The sequence below is a fragment of the Dyadobacter sp. SRI_021 genome (assembly GCF_057586235.1).
In genome coordinates, this window is the sequence record NZ_JBYCZM010000002.1 from 441,346 (window position 1) to 458,116 (window position 16,771).

Annotated in this window: 16 protein-coding genes; 3 read left to right on the plus strand and 13 right to left on the minus strand. The window is 50.1% G+C overall.

Annotated elements, in window-relative coordinates; translation table 11 throughout:
• Nucleotides 1-20: 20 nt before the first annotated feature.
• Both AC2YIT_RS07080 and AC2YIT_RS07085 read left to right on the plus strand, forming a co-directional pair.
• Nucleotides 21-2,276 carry an ATP-binding cassette domain-containing protein gene (locus AC2YIT_RS07080; RefSeq protein WP_487278739.1) on the plus strand — a complete coding sequence of 752 codons (2,256 nt, stop codon included), beginning with the start codon at nucleotides 21-23 and terminating at the stop codon, nucleotides 2,274-2,276.
• 122 nt (nucleotides 2,277-2,398) lie between these two features.
• A complete protein-coding gene (locus AC2YIT_RS07085; RefSeq protein ID WP_430847828.1) occupies nucleotides 2,399-2,830 on the plus strand; it encodes an SRPBCC family protein in 432 nt (143 codons plus the stop codon).
• 189 nt (nucleotides 2,831-3,019) lie between these two features.
• Here AC2YIT_RS07085 and AC2YIT_RS07090 read toward each other — a convergent pair whose 3' ends face one another.
• The 13 genes from AC2YIT_RS07090 to AC2YIT_RS07150 all read right to left on the minus strand — a co-directional run bounded on the left by AC2YIT_RS07090 (nucleotide 3,020) and on the right by AC2YIT_RS07150 (nucleotide 12,884).
• On the minus strand, nucleotides 3,020-3,478 hold the full coding sequence (locus AC2YIT_RS07090) for a nuclear transport factor 2 family protein (RefSeq protein ID WP_487278740.1): 459 nt from the start codon (nucleotides 3,476-3,478) through the stop codon (nucleotides 3,020-3,022).
• Between the two features lies 1 nt (nucleotide 3,479).
• Nucleotides 3,480-3,872 (minus strand): type II toxin-antitoxin system VapC family toxin, encoded by a 393-nt coding sequence (locus AC2YIT_RS07095; RefSeq protein WP_430847832.1) that lies wholly within the window; start codon nucleotides 3,870-3,872, stop codon nucleotides 3,480-3,482.
• Nucleotides 3,863-4,090, minus strand: coding sequence for a hypothetical protein (locus AC2YIT_RS07100; RefSeq protein ID WP_223405718.1), 228 nt, complete (start codon nucleotides 4,088-4,090; stop codon nucleotides 3,863-3,865). The genes AC2YIT_RS07095 and AC2YIT_RS07100 overlap by 10 nt, the downstream gene beginning before the upstream one ends.
• 89 nt (nucleotides 4,091-4,179) lie before the next feature.
• Entirely contained in the window at nucleotides 4,180-4,647 is a 468-nt protein-coding gene (locus AC2YIT_RS07105) for a GNAT family N-acetyltransferase (protein WP_430847834.1), read from the minus strand.
• A 74-nt stretch (nucleotides 4,648-4,721) separates the two neighbouring features.
• Entirely contained in the window at nucleotides 4,722-5,303 is a 582-nt protein-coding gene (locus AC2YIT_RS07110; RefSeq protein ID WP_487278741.1) for a hypothetical protein, read from the minus strand.
• Between the two features lies 1 nt (nucleotide 5,304).
• Nucleotides 5,305-6,150, minus strand: coding sequence for a metallophosphoesterase family protein (locus tag AC2YIT_RS07115; protein ID WP_487278742.1), 846 nt, complete (start codon nucleotides 6,148-6,150; stop codon nucleotides 5,305-5,307).
• Between the two features lie 11 nt (nucleotides 6,151-6,161).
• Nucleotides 6,162-6,551 carry a hypothetical protein gene (locus tag AC2YIT_RS07120; protein WP_487278743.1) on the minus strand — a complete coding sequence of 130 codons (390 nt, stop codon included), beginning with the start codon at nucleotides 6,549-6,551 and terminating at the stop codon, nucleotides 6,162-6,164.
• 39 nt (nucleotides 6,552-6,590) lie between these two features.
• Nucleotides 6,591-7,823: a hypothetical protein gene (locus AC2YIT_RS07125; protein WP_487278744.1), complete on the minus strand. Its 1,233-nt coding sequence runs from the start codon at nucleotides 7,821-7,823 to the stop codon at nucleotides 6,591-6,593.
• Between the two features lie 126 nt (nucleotides 7,824-7,949).
• A complete protein-coding gene (locus AC2YIT_RS07130; protein WP_487278745.1) occupies nucleotides 7,950-8,849 on the minus strand; it encodes a hypothetical protein in 900 nt (299 codons plus the stop codon).
• 11 nt (nucleotides 8,850-8,860) lie between these two features.
• Nucleotides 8,861-9,427 (minus strand): hypothetical protein, encoded by a 567-nt coding sequence (locus AC2YIT_RS07135; RefSeq protein ID WP_487278746.1) that lies wholly within the window; start codon nucleotides 9,425-9,427, stop codon nucleotides 8,861-8,863.
• An 11-nt stretch (nucleotides 9,428-9,438) separates the two neighbouring features.
• Entirely contained in the window at nucleotides 9,439-9,948 is a 510-nt protein-coding gene (locus AC2YIT_RS07140; protein ID WP_487278747.1) for an RNA polymerase sigma factor, read from the minus strand.
• Nucleotides 9,949-10,140: 192 nt separating this feature from the next.
• Nucleotides 10,141-11,778 carry an ArnT family glycosyltransferase gene (locus AC2YIT_RS07145; protein ID WP_487278748.1) on the minus strand — a complete coding sequence of 546 codons (1,638 nt, stop codon included), beginning with the start codon at nucleotides 11,776-11,778 and terminating at the stop codon, nucleotides 10,141-10,143.
• Nucleotides 11,703-12,884 (minus strand): CehA/McbA family metallohydrolase domain-containing protein, encoded by a 1,182-nt coding sequence (locus AC2YIT_RS07150; protein WP_487278749.1) that lies wholly within the window; start codon nucleotides 12,882-12,884, stop codon nucleotides 11,703-11,705. Before AC2YIT_RS07150 ends, AC2YIT_RS07145 begins: the two co-directional genes overlap by 76 nt.
• Nucleotides 12,885-13,483: 599 nt before the next feature.
• Here AC2YIT_RS07150 and AC2YIT_RS07155 point away from each other — a divergent pair.
• A complete protein-coding gene (locus AC2YIT_RS07155) occupies nucleotides 13,484-16,762 on the plus strand; it encodes a SusC/RagA family TonB-linked outer membrane protein (RefSeq protein ID WP_487278750.1) in 3,279 nt (1,092 codons plus the stop codon).
• The last annotated feature ends 9 nt before the right edge of the window (nucleotides 16,763-16,771 follow it).

Genomic DNA, 16,771 nt, shown 5'->3' on the forward strand with positions numbered 1-16,771 from the left:
ATCATCCAGACCGCAACATCATGAGTCATCAGGAGTACATCCGCATTCGCGGTGCCAGGGAGAACAATCTCAAAAATGTTTCACTCGACATTCCCAAACGCAAGATCACCATTTTTACCGGTGTTTCCGGTTCGGGAAAATCCTCCATTGTTTTTGACACCATCGGCGCCGAGGCGCAACGCCAGTTGAACGAAACATTCAGCATGTTTATCCGCAACCGGCTGCCGCGCATCAGCCAGCCGGAGGCCGACGCCATCGAAAACCTTTCCACCTCCATTGTCATCGACCAGAAACGGCTTGGCGGCAATTCGCGCTCGACCATGGGTACTATTACCGATATTTCGGCCGTTTTGCGCCTGCTATTCTCCCGATTGGGCCAGCCGCACGCCGGTTTTTCCAATGCATTCTCCTTCAACGACCCTGCCGGGATGTGCCCGGTATGTAATGGTTTGGGTAAAAAGGTGGAAATAGACCTTGAAAAATTTCTGGATCCTACGAAGTCGCTCAACGAAGGGGCGATTCTCTTTCCGGTTTTCGCGGTAGGTACCTGGTATTGGAAGGCCTACACTTTTTCGGGCATGCTGGATAATGACAAAAAGCTGGAAGATTATTCCGACGAGGAAATGCATACGCTGCTGTACGGAAAGGGGACCTACGAATCCAACTACAATGGTATGACTTTCGATACGAAGTACGAAGGGCTCGTAGACAAATTCAACCGTTTGTACATTCAGAAAGACAGCAGCGAGATTTCGGAGAAGACGGTCAAAAAAGTGGAACGGTTCCTGAAAATGGGTGATTGTCCCGCGTGCAAGGGCGCGCGCCTGAACGAGAAGGCGCTCGCGAGCCGGATTAATGGTTTGAACATTGCCGAAATGTCGGCGATGGAGGTTTCGGAGCTGGTCAAAATCATCCGCGAAATTCACGATCCGGTTTCCAAACCGATGATCGACACCCTGACCGAACGTTTGGAACATTTGGTCGACATCGGCTTGGGCTACCTGAGCCTCGACCGTGAAACCGGCACATTATCCGGCGGCGAATCGCAGCGCATTAAAATGGTGAAGCATCTGAACAGCAGCCTGATCGACATTACCTACATTTTCGACGAACCCAGCATCGGCCTGCACCCGCGCGACGTGCACAGGCTGAATGAGTTACTTCAAAAGCTTCGTGACAAGGGTAATACGATACTGGTGGTTGAGCACGATCCCGATGTAATCCGCGTCGCAGACTATATTGTAGATGTGGGGCCCAAAGCCGGCAGCGGTGGCGGCGAGATCGTCTACTCAGGCGACTATAAAGGCCTCCTTCAAGCGTCGACGCTTACTGGCAGATTTATTAATCGGGATTTAAAGGTCAAATCGACATTCCGGAAGCCAACCGGTGCGTTAAAAGTAAAGAATGCCCGACTGCATAACCTTAAAAATGTGTCGGTGGACATCCCCACGGGCGTTTTTACGGTCGTGACGGGCGTGGCGGGCTCGGGCAAGAGCTCGCTCATCAATGGGGTGTTCCTCTCGCAGCATCCGGAAGCGATCGTGATCGACCAGTCGGCAGTGGGTACTTCCATTCGTTCCAATCCTGCGACCTATACAGGTATTATGGATGACATTCGCAAGCTGTTTGGCAAAACCAACAAAGTAAGCGCGTCACTGTTCAGCTTTAATTCCGACGGAGCTTGTCCCGAATGCCAGGGGCTCGGCTTTATATTTACCGACCTGGCATTTCTGGAACCAGTGAAAACGGTTTGTGAAACCTGCGAAGGCAAGCGTTTCAAGCCGGAGGTACTGGAATATAAGGTCAATGGCAAGTCGATCACCGACGTGCTGGATATGCCGGTGGAGGAAGCACTGGCATTTTTTAAAACCAAAGAAGTGGTCCACAAACTGACGGCCATGAATCAGGTAGGGCTCAATTACCTCACGCTGGGGCAGCCGCTGAGCACATTATCGGGCGGTGAATGCCAGCGCATCAAACTGGCGGGCGAGCTGCATAAAAATGGCACGATTTATGTGATGGACGAGCCTACCACCGGCCTTCACATGTCGGACACCGGCCATTTGCTCGAAATTATCGACCATCTGGTCGATCAGGGTAATTCTGTGATTGTCATCGAGCACAATACGGAAGTCATGAAACACGCCGACTGGATCATCGACCTCGGTCCCGAGGGTGGTCACAAAGGCGGCCAGATACTATTCGAAGGTACCCCGGCCGATTTGCTCAAATCGAAGGAGTCGCTGACGGCGGCGTATTTGCGGGGCGGGAAATAGCCGCGCGAGGCATTCGTGGGGAACCATTTGTCCCGGTTAACCCCTCGAATGTCCCGTTTCCCCAATGCATGGCATCGCCGCCGCTACTAGATTTGCCGATCACCAACGCAACAGCAAACGCCATGGAAAAAATCGAGCACATCAACTATATCAAGGCACCCATTTCAAAGATATACGAGGTATTAACAACGCAGGAAGGCCTGGGCAACGTCTGGACCACCGACCTGACGGTTCAAACCGAAGTCGGTGCTATTTCCGACTTCGGTTTCGGCGACGACGACCGCGTTTTAATGCAGATTGTTGAACTCTCGGAAAACAGGCGCATCGAATGGCTCTGTACCCATTCCGACCCGGAATGGATCGGTACCGGGGTGTCGTTTGAACTCTTTGAAAGGAAAAACGGCATCACCGCAGTCGTGTTAAAGCATTTCAACTGGCGCGAACTGACCGAGTTTTACCAATGGTGCAATTACAACTGGGCTATGTTTTTGCTCAGTCTGAAAGATTATTGCGAGAAAGGGAAGGGACTGGCTTACCAGGAACGGGAGTTTTAATGATCATAATTACCAATCGGATAACAAAAATCTTCATAGGCTTTGATCAGTATTAGTGCGGCTTGAAGATGGGCTCCTGCATCAGTTTTAATGCAAGGCGGATCGTCGAATTGTCTATCGACCCATTTAAGCATTTTGTCGTATTGTCCTTCCGTTGTAATTGGTCGCACTTTCATTGGATCTGTCTGTTTATTCACTGAAATTGTCGTAATAGGTAAAATCCTGGGTGATTTTTCCCTTTTCGATCGTGAAAATGGTACAAATAGGCAGCGCAAATTTCGATTTATCGGGGGCGGTGCCAGTTGAAACGAATTCGACGATCATGTGTTTGTCCCCCGAGGGATAGATTGTGATAACACTATCGCGTACATCCGGGATCATCTGTTGCAACTCGCCGTATTTTTTGATGATCTGTTCGTGGGTCTGCGTAACGATGCCTTCGCCGAGGGATGGGTCTTTGAAGTCGGCAGTGTCGGAATACATCGCGGCCATTTGTTGCCAGTCGTGGTTGTTGAAATGCTCAAAGTATTGTTTGACGAGGCTTTCGTTGTTCGAGCTTGCGGTCGCCGGTGTTTCCTGCCGGGTTTCTTGGGGCTGACAGGCGGTAATGGCAAAGATGACAAGCGGTAAAAGTAATTGTCGGCTCATGTCAGAGATCGAGAAGATGTAAAGTTGAAATATACGAAAAATGCCTGTCGCGGCTAAGTAACGGCACGTCGTGAGATTGACAGACGGCAGCTATCCAAATGTCGTTTTCAGGAATCGGATGTCCGGTTTCCTTTAGTATTAATTTGATTGAAGCATATTCAGAAGCCACAGGCGTTTTAACGTCTAGGATTTCACATGCATTTATGAATGATATGTACCGATCGAGGTTGCTTCGGGCTTTCCGGGAGTTTTTTGCACCGTAAATCAACTCGCCGCACACGGTTACAGGCAAGGCAATAATATCGTATTGTGATAGCACTTGCAATGTATTTTCATTACCGTTTAATATTTCAATAGCGATGTTGGTGTCGATTGCAATCTGTTTTAATGCCATTCACCGTCTATTCTGTTGAACTCGTCGTGGATGATTCTCAGTACTTCCTTTGCTTCGTTATCGTCAATAGTTCCGGCGTGGGACAGTATTTTGTCTCTGTTGGGCTGTTGCGGTAAAGTAGCTTTTAGGAATTGCAGGAAATCGAACAGTTTCAACCTAAGAAGAGTATCTTGGGTTACTGTTTCTACATCCTGCACGATCTGTTCATGGATAGTCATAGCATAGCTGGTTGATAAGCGATACCAATTTAACAATTTTGTTCCTCTGGTGGTTTATCGGATTCTCAACCGGCAATCAACCAATGATCCTAGGGCAATTCCAAATGCAAAACAGGAAACGGCAATCCCAAGCTATCCAGTGGCGAGCGGCGTTTTACTTCGAAACCCAGGTGCTGATAGAATGCCAGTGCATCAGGGTTCTGCTCGTTCACATCCACTTTGCGGACCGACCGTTTCTGCACTGCGTATTCCATCAGTTTTTTGCCAATGCCTTTGCCGAAGTAATGGGGATGAACAAACAGCATCTCAACCATTTCTGGGGAAAGCCCCATGAAACCCATTATCCGGCCGGATTCGTCACGGACGCAGAAAAGATCGACGGCGTCGAAATACTGATTCAGAATAAGCGGTTTAAAATGCTGGATATGTTCATCTTTTAAAAAATCGTGGGTAGCGCGGACGGCCGCTTCCCAGATATTGATCAGGACCGGATAGTCGGCTGAGGTCGGTGTCGAAATGGTGTAGTCGATGAATTTCATGGCTGTTGTATCGGACATACCGCAAGATAACAGTCCGGTGCGACTTTGCGGGTTAATGTATAATAAAGCAGAAAACCGGCGTCTCTACCTGCCTAAAATCCCAACCGTAGACCGATACCGGCCTTTACGACTTCCCTGATTCCCAGCGAACCTGCATTGAGCACATAGCTGACGAGGTACAAGTCGTTCGTGTTGAATTCAAGGTAGGCGCTTAACATGCGGATCCCGGAATTGGAGCGCAATTTGTAGGTCAGGGAGGATTCTGTTGCCAAATGCAGGCGAAACGCGGGTTTCCACCAGTAGTAGTTAGGTGGGTAGCGGGAGGGGAGCTTGAAAAAGTAGTCGTTGCCGAATTGATAGCTGCCTTTAAATCCAAAGTCGAGCGGGTTGATCTGGAAACGGGAACCTGATCGGATGCGTACCGGCTGATAAAAGATAGCGCCGGAGAATAGATGCAGGGGACCGCCCTTGGCCGGGGGCACATATCCGTATTGCAGGTTGGTGCGCAAGTGCCGGTGGAAGAATTCATACCCGGCACCGAGGCCTATCCAGCCGTTGCTGCCGGCATATTGGATTTGTGCAAAATCCGGAACCAGTTTCTTCGCGAATTGGGCATACAAATTGCTGGCTGCTCCCGTTGCAAGGAGCGCCGCCCATGCGAGCATTCTTTTCATGTCAGTAGTCGATAACGGATTTCAGAACTTTACCTTTGGAGATTTGGAGCAGGACAAAAGCGCTTTGCCCAAAGGAAAAACTGGTCATGTAATGCACCTTATTCCCAAATGGATAGAAATCCTGGTGTTGATGAACATGGCCGTGCAGGGAGAGCAGTAAGTTGGGCGTGTTTTGTAACAGGTCGGTATAAGGTTTCACTGATTCGGTGCCGAATTCCACTGCATTGAACGGCGGCACGTGGGAAATGGTAATAAGATAATCGGCCCCCTCGGCATTTTGCAATTCGTGCGCGAGCCAGCCGATGTCGGGTATATTTTCGCCGGGTGCTTCCAGTCCGTTGGTATTGTGGGCAATGAATTTGATACCCCCGTACACGAAGGAGTAATTTAATGGCCCGAACATCTGCTGGAAGATTTGCCGGCCATTCGCTACCATATCGTGATTGCCGATAATGCCGAAGTACGGAGCCCGCAGCGCGGACAGCCGCTTCTGCACCCATTTGAATTCCTGTAATAATCCAAAATCAGAAATATCGCCGGCCAGTAGTACCAGGTCGACGCTTTCGAGACTGTTCACCTTCTTTACAAACCGTTCCTGTTCATCATACCATCGCTGGGTGTCGCCGGCAAAAACGATGGTAACGGTGTCATTTTCGGCGTTCCGGCGGAGGCGGGCCAGGTTTTGCGCATTCAGGTTGGAAGGGCTGGAATGATCGAAAGATTGGTTGGGGCTGAATTCAAACTGATCGCAGGAAGTGGTAAGTGTCGCGAGTGTCAGGATGGTCAGGATTGTCAGGTATTCTTTTACATTTTGCAATGTATTGGTGAAGTTTTCTTTGTTTTTCATGGCGGTAATGGCTAGTCGGTGTCATTGATTTGTTCAACTCGTTCGATTTCTTTGAATACGGTCGTCAATGGAGCAGTGTGGTCTATGAGTCGTTCCAGTTTAATAAGGCTATCAGACTGAAAAAGGCTTTTTTTGCCATTGATGATGTAGCAGAGCATGTCGCGATCGCTCCAGAGCTTTCTTATTTCAAGTGTGGTGTTTTGAGAGTGGTGCATTTGTTTTGTCCCCAATTCACGTCTGAGCCTCGTAAGCTGTTGTCCGATCTGGATCCGGGTGCCCTGATACTTTTCGTGCAGGTCACTTTGTGCCGGCACATCCGCGATTCTGTGCCGGATCAGGAGCGATAGGGCGATAACGACAGGCAAAGCGATGCCCACCCAGATTTTCGCAGTGCGTGTCATGGGATTGTTGTTTCGTGAAAATAATTGTCAAGGGGAGCGTCAAAAGGCCAGGCCTAAAGTGATATTCGTCCGGAATCCAAAATCTGTTTGAGTACTTTTTAGATAATCCTGAAAATTGTAGGAAGTATTGCAATCGAAATAGCCATGATTGAAGAGCCGGAGCTGAAATCCGATTAATGGACCGATATTGATTACGTTATCTTCGCTGTGAATGTTGTCACGATAGGGGTCTCCGTGGTCACCTTTGTAATAATAGTATTGGGTATTTAAGCCCGCATACAATCCGGACAATCCGTTGCGGCTTTTGCCCCTGAGTTGCTGAGCTTTTGTGAAAGCGTAGTATCTGGGTTGAACCGAGAATGAAACAATTTTCTCGCGGGAGTAAAGGTGCTGGTAGTCCCTTTCAACGCCGTAAAGGTTGTTTTTCCGCCTCAAAAAATTGAACCCGTTGTTCATCGCCGCGTCCAGCTGAAAATTGAGGCTTACGGGCCAACTGGATATCTTTTGTTCGAATGCAACGCCTGCTTTTAGTCTGTTGAGGTAATAACCCACAGTAATCTCAGGTAACCGTACTTTCCATTGGTTGTGAATTTGTTCGTCACAAAGAAGAATATCACAAAGCGGAGCTTTCTCGATTTTTTTCCAGTCACCGAAAGCAATGCCCAGAATTGCCTGTGTCGAACACTCAACTTTATCAACTTCCCGGTGAATTGAGAAGCTGAAATCCATAAATCCGCGGTGAAGAAATCGCCTTTGAATACCCAGCCTCAATCCAATTTTGGGGTCATAGTGATCGACGGTACCCGGGACATTGTAAAAGAAGCCAATATAGTTTCCGCTGAAATTATTGGCACTAAGCCCTTTCTTTATCCGCTTTCCCATTCCAACAAACCATCGGAGCTGAGCATCCATTACTGTGTATTGAACAAGTTCTCTCACAGGAAAATTTAGATCAAAAAAAGGCATGTGGCCTGCCAATGCGATTGAAAAGGCGGGTAGGAATTTGAATTCATATCCTAGTTGCAATGATGTGTTATTCAGTATTTTATCGTCCTGCAACGGGAAGGCTACTGCCTGGTAGTATTGAGATAATCCGATCTTGAACATATGCCGCGTCGGCACTTTGGTCATAAACACATTCTCGTACCGGTCCAGGAAACGCTGTTTTACCAGGGTGTCGGTTTCTTCGGAATAGGATACGCTCACGGTATCCTGCGCGCGTGCAGCAGAGCAAACCAGCAGGAGCAGGGCAAACAATACGCCTTTTTGCATCGAATAACAGTTGGATCAGGTTTAAAGTGGTAAATGTGTTATCGATAGGCGGTTGTTTGTCAGGGTATTAAATGGTTAAAGAGGAGGGTTATTTTACCTTCATGGCTAATAGTTAAAGCACCCGTTTTATTTAATCGTAACCCTTCCGAACTCGGCGTTGATATCGACGCTGGCGAGCTGGTTGCGGGAAAAAAATGCTTCTTTGAAATCGGCGGTATTGCGCTTCCATTTAAAGCCGTTAGGCAGTTTCATGGTGGCATAGGCCCCGTTAATGGTGTAGTCGAAATGCTGCCAGTTTTTCGCCAGGAGCGTCACTTCCGCCTTTTTGGAATGGATTCCCAGGCTGGTGAGGCCCGCCGTCGGGAAAATTTCAACGTTTCCGTACGCGGCATCGATCCGGATGGCCCCGGCGATCTGTTCGAGACGGACATTGGTGTGGTCGCTCGCAAAGGTGAATGTCCCTGCCAGTTCGTTGCCAGAAAGCTCACCGAATGTAGTTTGCAGGGCACCTTTGCCGCTCAATCCAGTCAGGTTTGTTGTACAGAAATCCGCTTTGAGGTTCAGTTGGTTGGTCAGTCCGCGCAGGATAATCGTGCCGAACGAATTTTTGAGGTCGACGGCGCATGATGCGGGCAAATGGATCGTATACCGCGCTTTCAGATTCGACACCGGCTTACTTTCCCCATCTTTTAGCACAATATAGTTGCGCAGGAAATAGTCCTTCCCATTACGATCAGCAATATACTGCAACTTGGAGAGGTCCTGTGTAGCGATAGCGCGGTCCGGATGACGGGCCGAAAGTTCCATGACCACGGTAATGTCGGAATTGTCCCAGGTCGCGATCTCGATGTCGGCCTTTTCCGCGCTGATATACAACGTACGCACAGTAGGCGCGCTCACTGTTTTTTCGATCCGCTTGGTGGCCACCTGCAACTTCCCCTGCGCGTACGCAGGCAGGCTCCCGAGCGCCCATGCAAGCAGCAGGGGCAATGTTTGTTTTCGAATATTTTTGAGGTACATTTTCATTATTCAGGTGCTTAAATCATTTTGGCCATTGCATTCAGAATGTCCGTTTTTTGTCTTTCAATTTCATTGTACTGCCTGAGAAGGGCCGGTTCGGTGTTGTAATCGCCGATGGCCTGGACGAGCTGCTCCGACGCCGAACTGAGCCGCTCATATTCCTGCTGCAACGACTTGTATTCGGTGCTTTGGCATACCAGCGTTTCCGTCTCACAATAGGTTTTCAGGCGGTGATACTGCTGATCGGTCTTTAAATCGGCATCCATTTGCAGCCGCTGGTCGACGGTTTCCTGCGAGTAGGCAATGTCCGCCGAATGCGCCGGCAGCATCAGCCAGGCAATTCCGGCGGCCATCAGGAGCATGGCGGCCGCATAACCCCATTTCCAGCGTTGCTGCTGCGCATTTTTGCGGTCGATGAGGTCCCATAGTTTGTCGTCCGGCTCATAGGAGGGCATTTCTGAAAGCGCCTCGCGAAGCGGTTGCGCCATCAGGTTCTCATTAATCGCATTCCATACTTCGTCCCCCGGTTCGTAGGCCGGGAAGCGACGGATCGCATTTTGGAGGTTTATATAGTTCTTTTCCATGAGAATCAAGGTCAATTCGCCGAAAGCATCGCACGGAGCTTTCTTTTAGCATGAAATAATTGTGATTTCGAGGTGCCTTCCGAAATGTTAAGCATCACCGCGATTTCCCGGTGCGTGTAGCCCTCCACTTCCGCAAGTACAAAAATGGTCCGGAAGCCGTCGGGGAGCGATAAAACCGCCGTTTCAAGATGTGCTGCATTGATATCCGATTCACCCCAGTCAACCCCTTCACCTGTATAATCATCCACATTTTGCCAGATCACCAGCCGCTTCTTCTTCGTCGATTTCCGGACGACGATCTGTTTAACCCACGCGCCGAGCGTCGACTCACCCCGGAACTGGTTCAAATGCTTGAATACTTCCAGAAATGAGTCCTGCAAGACGTCGTTGGCATCGTCGAAATCACCGGTAATGCGGTAGGCGAGGGTGTACATCGTTTTTTTGTAGCGGTCGTACAGCTGTCGCTGGGCAATACGGTCATTTAAAAGGCAACCAGTAATCAGATCGGCTTCCGAAGTCATGCGGGGATTTTTAGCGTATTCGTATCAAAGAGGCCGCAAGATCAGGAAATGGTTGTATGGAGGTGAAAAAATGTAGCTGAAAGTTTATTGTTGATCCAACCACCGATTGCAGTATAGTACCGTTGGGCGGTAGTGGCCGGGATTGTCAGAAGTAGTCACTTGTCGTTCTTTAGCCCCATCTCCGGCCGTTAATTATCTACCCAGACTGCGCTTCGCATTTTTGAGTCGATACACAAACCAGTACCGCGCTACCCGCCCGTTGCGCCGCTGCGTGATCGTTCCGGCTTTTTCGAACCGCTCGAATTGCCCGGCAAACAGCTCCGCCGGATCGTTGAAATTGTTGGACGGGCTGATATACCAGGCGTCGGAGCCGGCAGCGACCTGCCCGTAGAGCTGGTTCAGCCAGGCGAACTGGTGAAGATCTTCCAGTTTCCCCACGCCGGAGGTACGCATGCCGAGCGGGTATGCGACATGGTAATAGACGTGAGCACCCGGAAACCATTTGTGCACAACCATCGGCGCATCGCGCCGCATTCGGCCGCTGGCAATATCGTCGTTGCGGAGCTTTTCAAATGCCGGTAATAGTTGCTCCCAGCCGGTAATATCCAGAGTGGCATCGCCCGCTCCAGTGCGCGGAAACGGTTTGGGGCTCATCGTGCCCGGGTAGCATCGGATGAGGATCGGCCCGACTGTGAATACGAAAAAGATCAGCCCAACCGAACCTGCCAGCAGCTTTTTAGGAGAATTATTGAGCCCTGGGAAAGTAAACTTGTCGATCCAGGCTGCCCCTAACAGCATGAGTCCGAGGAACCCGGGTCCGCTCCAATGCGGCAAGGTGTCGCGAAAAAGCGAAACGAGCGTGGTACAGACAATGATGGGTAAACTGCACCAAAATAACAATGCCGCTGAGGTTGCGTCCACAGCTGTGGCGGAGATGACGAAACCCCTGCGTACCAGTGTTTTACCCATTAAGATAAATATGACTATCTGAAACGGATTAGCATACAAAACCTGGCCGATGGTTGTCCGTAAAAAGGATTTGATATGGATACCGCCACTGCCTATCACCACGCGTTCGCTATGGAACCGCCAGGTAATGAAGTCGTTGCTTATATTCCAAAATAGAATCGGCGAGGCCAGTAATGCAGTAATGACCACCGATACATATAGATAGGGGCTTTTAAGCAGGCCGCGGCGATCGAAAACGATAAAGCCGAGAAACCCGAACCAGAGGAACACGCCGTGTACCTTGCTCATCGTCGCTAAGCCGATCCACAGGCCGGTCAGCAGCAGGTGCCGGCGGATATCCGACGGACTTGTAGCCTTGATAGACCTCAGCATGGAATACAACGCAGCCAGCCAGAATGTAAGCTGCACTGAATCGGGAAGGATGAAAATGCCGGAAAGAATACTCGTATAAACGGAAGTATTATAGAGCACGGCGGCGATCAGGCCGACATTCCGGTTTTTGATCAGCGTCCCGCAACCGGCGATGAGCCAGGTATTAATAGCTGCGGCCACAATGCCGGGCATCCGCACAAATACTTCCGCGTTGCAATGGAGGTTGAAGGTGAAAATGCGGATAAAAATCCCGACCAGCGGCGGATGGTCGAAATGGTTCCAATCGGGCAGTACGGCGTAGGTGAAATAGTAAACTTCGTCGTTGCCGAGGTTGATAAGGTTGGCAATGAGGAGGCGGATCGTCGTAAAAACGATCGCCAATGTGGTTAGCGGGTGTTTTTGGAGCTGCTCTATCACCATGACAGTCTGCGTCGTCCGTAGCGTTGCGGCCGCTGGCCGGTCATCAGGCGTGCCACAAGGAGCAGCCATCCGCCCAGAATGCAGGTACCGATGCTCCGGAAAAACATGGTCTCATGGAAATTCTCATAAACCGGCATAGGCTCGTACCCGTTTTTAGGGGTGAAAAACACAGGGTTCAGCAAAATCTCCGTGCCGTTTGCATACTTGAACGTCACGCGTGCGTAGCGGTCGTCGGGCGTAATGCGGTAGCTGATGCGGTCGGTATGGCGGGCGAGTGCAAGTATCTTGCCGTTTTGGCCGGTGATGGTCACTTCGTTGGCTGCTTGCGTCATCAGGGCCTGGATCGTTTCGTGGCGCACCGTGAGGCTTTTCAGTTGCGGAATAGCATCGTGGCGCTGGTTATCACCGACGATCACCCCGTAGCTCTGCCCGGTTTTCAATGCATGTATCACCTCGCGTGCCGAATTGTTCCTGACATTCACAAAGGTACACCTCGTGCCGAGCCGTTTTTTTGAAATGACATCGTGGATATCATCGTCGCCTACTATAAATACGCGCTTACCGGCCGACAATGCCGCATCCCATTGTGCAGTAGACGTTACCGAAGGGTTCAATACCTCCATGCAATCGTAGTTCGCGAGTTGGGTGAGGTCTTCGGTGGTATATCCGTTTTTGAGTGCCGGATGGTTGAGGATCACCACGTTGTCGGGGCCGGACAGATGTTTCAATACATGCTGCTTGTTGTGGGCGGTCTGCTGAAAAAGATAATCCAGCCATTGTATTTCAGTGCTTCCCAGCACGAGCTGGTGTGTTTTCCGGATATTATACCCGTGCTCATACGCCGGAAGATAATTGACCTGATTACAATGCGTAGTGTCGATATGGTGATAGTTCGATACGCAATGTACGCCGTAATGCAGCGCTTTGTAGGCATTGTGGATGTCGGCTGCGGTCCCATGCCCATTGGTTACGCCCTCCCATGCGTGCGAATGCGCGTGGAAGTTGCATTTGACCCAGCTTGAGCCGCTGACCGAATCATAGGGATTGTAAAGGACGGAGCCTTCGAAAGGAATAGGGGTATTGAACTGATAACGAGGGCAGAATAAGAACTGGGACACGAGCAGCCAGAGTAGCCACGAACCAAAAACGAGCAGTATGACGCGGAATATTTTCATAAGTACCGCAAAGATGCTCCCCTGGTATTAAGCCATTGTTAGGGAAATGCGAAGTTTTAATTGTTCTTAAATACTTAACAATCGCGGGCAATGCAGCAACGGCTTTAAGGGTTTGCCGCCAGACGAGAAAGTGGCCTTGGAAAGTTAAATATTAATTAACATTAAGATAAATTTCCTCTACAAACTTAGAAGTATCTTTGTGCCGTTGGATGAAAATATAGAGTATTTGTAAATCTAAGGCGGTGTGTTCGAGCACAGAATGGTGTATTTTGAGATAAATATTGAAAAATGCTTTTGGTTTGTTTAATTATACTTTACTTTTAGGTCTCAGCCGCAGAATGTTTCGAAGTAGTGATTAATCAAAGACTGTTTAGTATTTGTTCACAATCCAGACTGTACATGAAATAACCGAAAACTTTGTTTTGGACGACCGCTGTTGGCCGGGATTAATGTGCCCGGCAATCGTACTTGGGCACCAGGCTGACAGGTGCTAGTGCAGCGCTTTGCTCGTGTTTACCGCGCGCTCATTTGCAAGAAGGCTTTTTGGCCTTCGATGGGACCCTTTTGACTTTGAAATACCAGCTAATTAACAATCACTTATGAAAAGAAAGATTACGTTTTTAGAGCGGAAGCGCCCTGGCGGGTGCTGGTCTGTTGCGCTCGCGCTGTGCCTGGGGATCTCGGCGATGCTTCCCTGTGAAGTGCACGCCTATGCTGCCAGGCCTACTGAGGGAAATGTTCCCGCCCGGGAGCATACGTATAAACTTGTACGTTCGACAATTAACACCGCGGAGAATGAACGGACTATTAGCGGCAGGGTAACGGAAGGAGCAGGCAAGGAAGGGCTAGTTGGGGTGAATATCCTCATCAAAGGGACGTCGCGCGGGACGGTGACCGATGCTACCGGGAGATACGTTTTGAGGGTTGATAGTGAGAAAGATACATTGGTGTTTTCCTTTCTTGGCTTCATTTCACAGGAGATGGCGGTTGGAAACAGAACGGTGATAGATATTGCTTTGACGGCCGATCAGCGGCAGCTGAATGAAGTGGTCGTCACGGCTTTGGGTATTAAAAAAGAGAAAAAGGCGGTCGGCTATTCGGTATCGGAAGTGAAGGGCGCAACCATGGTGAAAGCGCGGGAACCGAATGCGATCAGCTCACTGACGGGTAAAGTGGGAGGCCTTACCATCGCGCAAAGCCCGGATTTGCTATCCAGCCCGCAGGTGACCCTGCGCGGCCGCGACAGGGTATTATATGTCGTCGACGGCGTGCCGATGAACACCGATTCCTGGAACCTGAGCCCGGACGATATTGAGACCTATTCCGTTCTGAAAGGAGCAAGTGCGGCGGCATTGTACGGTAACCGCGGCCAGAATGGGGCGATCATTATCACCACCAAAAAAGGCAGCGGCGCGAAGAAAGGGTTCACGGTCGATTTCAATTCGAGTACCCAGCTGCAAACCGGATTTAACGCAATCCCCAAGTATCAGACGGAATACGGTCCAGGCAGCGATTACGAATACGCGTTCAAGGATGGTCGGGGCGGCGGGATCAACGACAACGACTATAATATCTGGGGTCCCCGTTTTGAAGGGCAGCTCATTACCCAATACAATAGCCCCAAAGACCCCAAGACAGGAGAGCTGGTGCCGATTCCCTGGCTCGCGAGAGGGAAGGATAACCTCACCAACTTCCTTCGCAATGGCTTGCTGAGCACCAATAACCTGGCTATTTCGAGCAAAAACGAGTTCGGTGACTTCCGCCTTTCGCTTTCCCAGACATTCCAGCGCGGCCAGATGCCGAATACCAAACTCGGTGGTACCAACGTGAACATTTCAGGAGGAATTAATGCAGGTAAAAAGTTGCGCTTCGATGCGAGTATCAACTACAACCGCCAGTATTCGCCCAATTATCCGACGCTCGACTACGGCCCCGCAAGCCCTATTTACATATTCACCGTGTGGGGTGGGGTGGACTACGATGTGAACGACCTCCGCAATTACTGGCAGCCCGGCAAGGAACACGCACAGCAATACAACCGGGAGTATACCATTTACGACAATCCCTGGATGACCGCCTATGAAGCATTGAAAACCTATTACAAGAACGATGTGTACGGTTTCGCGCAAATGAACTACAAAATCAGCGACAAGCTGACGTTCAATGCCCGTACCAATGTGAGTACCTGGAACCGCAACCGCAGTACCCGTGCCCCGATTTCGTCAAACCTTTACAATTTCGGTTTCCCGAATCAGGCCGGTGGCTATTCCGAAATCTATGATACATTCTGGGAGAACAACACTGAGACTTCTTTGAAATACGAGAGCCGTTTCGGGCAGGATTTCGGATTGAATGCCTCGCTGTACGGAAACCTCCGCTCGGTGAAAGTGACTTCGCTCACCGGCAAGACTACCAAAGGCCTGCTCGTACCGGGTGTGTATGATCTTTCGAACTCCGTACAGCCTTCAACGTCCACCAACGACTATGCCAAGCGCTGGGTAGGAAGTGTTTATGGTTTTGTGGATTTGGATTACAAGGACTTCCTCTTCCTGAGCCTTACCGGCCGGGCCGATCGTTCGAGTACGATGCCGAAGAAGAACAATACCTATTTCTACCCGTCGGCTTCGTTGAGCGCGGTGCTTTCGGAGGTGATAGATCTGCCGCAGGCTATTTCTTTTGCGAAGGTACGTGGAGCCTATGCCAACGTGGCGAGCGATTTTGTAGATGAGAATTTTCAATATGATATTTACAAACTGCTTCCGACCTACACGAGCTCGGCGCCATGGAATAACTCCTACACCGGCGTGAGCTACACTGGCACGCTTTACAGCGACAACCTGCAAGCGGCCCGTGTGAAAACCTTCGAACTCGGTCTGGAAATGCGTTTCCTGCATAACAGGCTCGGTTTCGACGCGGCGGTGTTCCGGAACGTGGAAGGCCCCGGTATCGTGAGCGTGCCTACGTCCGTGACCTCGGGGGTGTCGGGCGTACAGCGCAATGCGTTCACCTATGTACGAAAGGGGATCGAACTGGGCGTGGACGGAACGGCTGTGAAGAACGAAAATCTCACCTGGAATGTGTCGGCCAACTGGTCCCTGAACCACAAATGGCTCGACAAGATCGATGGTGTGCAGCAGCGTGACGGTAACATTCATGTTGGCGAGCGTCAGGATGCTTACTATATCAAAGATTTTCAGCGGGATGAAACCGGTAATATCATCGTCGGCTCGAACGGGATGCCTGCGTATAATCCGTACAATTCCAAAATCGGATATTACGACAACAAATTCACTGCGGGAATCAATAACACGTTCACGCACAAGTCGCTCACGCTGAGCTTTCAGGTCGACGGTCGCTTCGGGGGAAAGGTTAATAACTACATGTATACCAAACAATTCGGTAGCGGTACAGCGCCGGAATCAGCAAATGAATACCGCCTGAAAGATTGGCAAAACCGTGATAATGCGGACTATAAGGGTTCTGTTATGACCTCCGGCAAGCGTATCGTGAAAGGGCAGCTGAACACCGATCAGGACGGGAATGTGATCTCAGACACCCGTGAATTTGCGCCGAACGATGTGCCTGTGCTGTGGCAGGCCTGGGCGACGAATTACTATCAATCCAATTACATCGCGGCCAAGAACCGTACCTACGTGAAGTTGCGTGAAGTCGTGCTGACCTACAATTTCCCCGCGAAACTACTTTCCAAAACACGTTTCGCATCGGCGGCCAGCCTCTCGCTTGTGGGACGTAACCTGCTGTATTTTACAGGAAAATATACTAAAAACATCGACCTCGACCAGTTTACAGGCACGACTACCAGCTTCCAGACGCCGTCTGTGAAGAGCTTCGGGGCCAATTTGAATGTGACTTTCTAACCGGAATTA